This is a genomic window from Paraburkholderia atlantica (assembly GCF_009362785.1).
Taxonomy (GTDB): domain Bacteria; phylum Pseudomonadota; class Gammaproteobacteria; order Burkholderiales; family Burkholderiaceae; genus Paraburkholderia; species Paraburkholderia atlantica.
The window spans coordinates 1-3,415 of record NZ_WHNQ01000136.1 but is presented as its reverse complement, the minus strand read 5'-3'; the positions used below and the strand labels follow the sequence as shown (position 1 = coordinate 3,415).

3 protein-coding genes and 2 pseudogenes are annotated in these 3,415 nt (G+C 58.4%); 3 read left to right on the top strand and 2 right to left on the bottom strand.

Annotated elements, in window-relative coordinates; all coding sequences use genetic code 11:
* Positions 1-237 (bottom strand): annotated as a pseudogene (locus tag GCT19_RS41300) (IS6 family transposase); the annotation flags it as partial.
* Between the two features lie 516 nt (positions 238-753).
* Positions 754-1,053 carry a hypothetical protein gene (locus tag GCT19_RS41295; protein ID WP_152855042.1) on the bottom strand — a complete coding sequence of 100 codons (300 nt, stop codon included), beginning with the start codon at positions 1,051-1,053 and terminating at the stop codon, positions 754-756.
* A gap of 380 nt (positions 1,054-1,433) precedes the next feature.
* Here GCT19_RS41295 and GCT19_RS45035 point away from each other — a divergent pair, with 380 nt between their 5' ends.
* The 3 genes and pseudogenes from GCT19_RS45035 to GCT19_RS41280 all read left to right on the top strand — a co-directional run.
* Positions 1,434-1,661, top strand: a complete 228-nt coding sequence (locus GCT19_RS45035; protein ID WP_018438477.1) for a hypothetical protein — start codon at positions 1,434-1,436, stop codon at positions 1,659-1,661.
* Positions 1,662-2,039: 378 nt separating this feature from the next.
* Complete coding sequence (locus GCT19_RS41285) at positions 2,040-3,068, top strand: LLM class flavin-dependent oxidoreductase (protein WP_018438478.1); 1,029 nt, start codon at positions 2,040-2,042, stop codon at positions 3,066-3,068.
* A 110-nt stretch (positions 3,069-3,178) separates the two neighbouring features.
* Positions 3,179-3,415: pseudogene (locus GCT19_RS41280) on the top strand (IS6 family transposase); the annotation flags it as partial.

Genomic DNA, 3,415 nt, shown 5'->3' with positions numbered 1-3,415 from the left:
TCGAAATGCCTTTTCCAGAACGGACAGCAACTTGATCGCCCACCGGTGCACGGTTGAATGGTCGACATCGATGCCGCGTTCAGTCATCATCTCTTCCAGATTTCGCAGGCTCAGCCCATATGCCACATACCAGCGCACGCACATCAGCATGACATCGAGCGGATAGTGCAGTCGCTTCAGAACCTTCGCAAGTCCTGGGGCAAGGGCCGTTCGTGGCGTCGGTGCCTTCTTCATCATCGGGTCACTACCGGTTCGTCAGACGCGCATTCTAGCGTCCCCGCACTAATGCGACACATCCACCTTGTCAGGTGTTCGACAATGTCGGGAATAAGCCAACGCGTTGCAGAGTGATCGTTGTCCTGCAAGGACTTGGGGGATCGGCTCGAAACTTGCAGCATCCCCATCATGCTACGCCTCCACGAGGAAATTCCATGGTACGGCTCCCAATCCCGCGCTCTCCCGCCTACGTGCATCCACCTCTGCGACGAGCGTCAAGCGTGGCCGTGGGCTGTCTAACATAGAACCAGCATCGCATCGACCGCAGTCGTCCAGAGAACTGCCAATTGGGAAGAGCGACACGAAAGCAACGAAATGCTGGCCCATAGCGCCGTAAGGCGCGCAACAACCACCGCCGTACTGCATCTGTCATAGGGAGACGGCATGCGCACTTACTAAAGTAGTCAAACACATGCGGAAACTGATGAATCAACGTGATGCTTCCAACGGGACAAATCGTCCGGCGAGCACGGGACATCAAACGGCAACTCGCGCTCCCTCTGGCGACGACGGCCGGGGATCTCGGCTGTTGGGCGGATCCTTGACTCCATTCGCGATCTTGCGGCCGCCCTTCTTGCTCGTGCAACCGAGATCGAGGCGGAACGCCGCATGCAGTCCGAGGTTGCGATCGATCGGAGTAGTCCGTATGTTCGCTCCGCGCAGCCGTGGCCGACTGGGGCTGGATTTATCTTGGGGAATGGAAGTGATCAGCGCGTTGGCTCGGCTCGACGGCTCAGTCGGCTGGACCGCGATGATCGGCAGTGCATCGGCCATCATGAGCCCTCGACTGCCGCGACAGACTTACGATCTAATGTCCCGGGACAAGTCGGACGTCATCATAGCTAGTGTCTCCCCCCGGAGGCGCCACCGAGAGAATGCCGGGCGGGTGGCGCGTCAGCGGCCGTTGGCCAGTTGTTGCCACCATGCCGACTGGATGATGGGTATCTGTGTCATATCGGAAGGAGGAAAACCTCTCTCTCTGGGCCGGCGGGGATGCCGCCCCACCGTTGGTCCGGTGCGTCGCCCGGCCGGCATCAGCCTAGGAGATCGAAGACACCTGGCACGCCTGCGGCCTCAGGGGTACTGGCAGTCACCACATAGCCCTTCAAAACGTATTCGCGTCGGAGGCCAATTTTCGACTTTCCAGCTGGAGCATCATGCGAACCGGGTCCGCGCTATACCAAGATTGGCGGCACCTTCAGTCGGTGCTTCTGGGGGCCGTCTGCCTGGGCATCGCCGAGGGCGCGTTATCGGATGTTGCCGACCTCGCCCACAGCGGCCGGAAACAACTTCGAGCGCCGCTTCCTATGCGCGACTCGGAGAGGGTCCAAGGCGAGCTGGGACGAATTGAGGCAGATGTGCGTGCGGCGCGGGCGGCCATGTAGGTTCAGGCGGAGAGCCACTGGCAGCACGCCCTGGCCCACACGCTGGGTGGCCAGGCCCTGTACATCCAGGGCATACAGACGGTTGTCTGGATTGCGACGATCTTTGCGAGCGCAACACATGCCTGCTTTACCCTAGCCTGCGGTGCCGCAGTATATGAATCTTCACTTCTTCAGCGGCTCTCGCTTCGAACGTCGCGATCTCCGGTCTCGCCCTGACCGCTGGGAATCTCGACCTCGTCAGCGCAGTGCTGGCTGAAGCGAGGGAACTGAGGGTGATGTCTATGGACTGGAGCGCGACGACCAAAAGGGCAATCGCGCCAGCAAGTCGTAATTCACGTCATCAAGACCGGTACCCGGGTGTAAGTTGGAGAAAATTTGATGAGATACGCCTTATCTTCGAAGCTAGCCTTTGGCATTTTCGATCATTTGGACGAGGACGGAAGCGCCATTCGACGACAATACGCGGACCGCCTTACGCTGGCGGAAGCGTATGACCGGCTAGGTTTTTACGCTTACCATCTCGCGGAGCACCATTGTTCGCCGCACGGAAGGAGCCCATCGCCGAATCTCTTTTTGTCGAGCGTCGCACAGCGCACCCGGGGACTTCGTCTCGGCCCCCTGGTGATGCTCCTGAGCCTTAATCATCCGCTACGTGCGTTTGAAGAGATCTGCATGCTTGACCACTTGAGCGGTGGTAGGGTCGAGATGGGCATGGGGCGCGGATGCCTTCCGCTCGAGCTAAGTTACTTCGGGATCGATGCGGACACGGTGCCAGCACGCTATCTCGAAGCCAGCGAGATTCTAATGGAGGCGATGAGGGGGGGCGCCCTTTCCTATCGGGGTCACCATTTTCAGCTAGACAATGTCCCTTTGACACTGAGGCCCCATCAACAGCCGCACCCGCCGACATGGATAGCCACCAATCGACCCGAGTCCGCCCGCTGGGCCGCTGCAAACGGCGCAAACATCGCATCCGTAGGACCTGCTTCGTTTGTTCGCAAGATTACTGACGAATACCGTGCCGAGGAACGATACAAGACGGGCACCGACGGCCAACCATCCTTTGTCGGGTTGCTTCGCATGATTGTGGTCGGTCAATCTGCCAGTCATGCATATTCGCTCGCGACACCTGCTTTCGAGCGATGGCTTAAAAACTTCAAATACCTGTACGACCTCAATGCGATTCCCCTTCCACCAAATCTGCCACTGAATTTAGACGCAGCAATAGAGAGTGAATTGTGCGTAGTAGGAACAGCGGCTCTTGTGCGGCGAACTCTGCTTGATCAGTTGGAAGAGGCCAAGGCGAACTATCTTCTTTGTCAGGTCGCGTTTGGCGATCTGCCAGTGGACGCCTCACTTTTCACGGCTATGACCATTCAGTCCGAATTGATGGACCGAACTGCATGAGTGCGGCCTTCCCCACTTCTTGCATACCGAGGCCTATCGCAGCCAGCAGGGATGTGTCGCATTAGTGCGGGGACGCTAGAATGCGCGTCTGACGAACCGGTAGTGACCCGATGATGAAGAAGGCACCGACGCCACGAACGGCCCTTGCCCCAGGACTTGCGAAGGTTCTGAAGCGACTGCACTATCCGCTCGATGTCATGCTGATGTGCGTGCGCTGGTATGTGGCATATGGGCTGAGCCTGCGAAATCTGGAAGAGATGATGACTGAACGCGGCATCGATGTCGACCATTCAACCGTGCACCGGTGGGCGATCAAGTTGCTGTCCGTTCTGGAAAAGGCATTTCGA

Excerpts from the sequence above, each read along its gene's own strand:
- GCT19_RS41295 (WP_152855042.1), bottom strand. The coding sequence starts at position 1,053 with ATGATGGCCGATGCACTGCCGATCATCGCGGTCCAGCCGACTGAGCCG.
- GCT19_RS45035 (WP_018438477.1), top strand. The coding sequence starts at position 1,434 with ATGCGAACCGGGTCCGCGCTATACCAAGATTGGCGGCACCTTCAGTCG.
- GCT19_RS41285 (WP_018438478.1), top strand. The coding sequence starts at position 2,040 with ATGAGATACGCCTTATCTTCGAAGCTAGCCTTTGGCATTTTCGATCAT.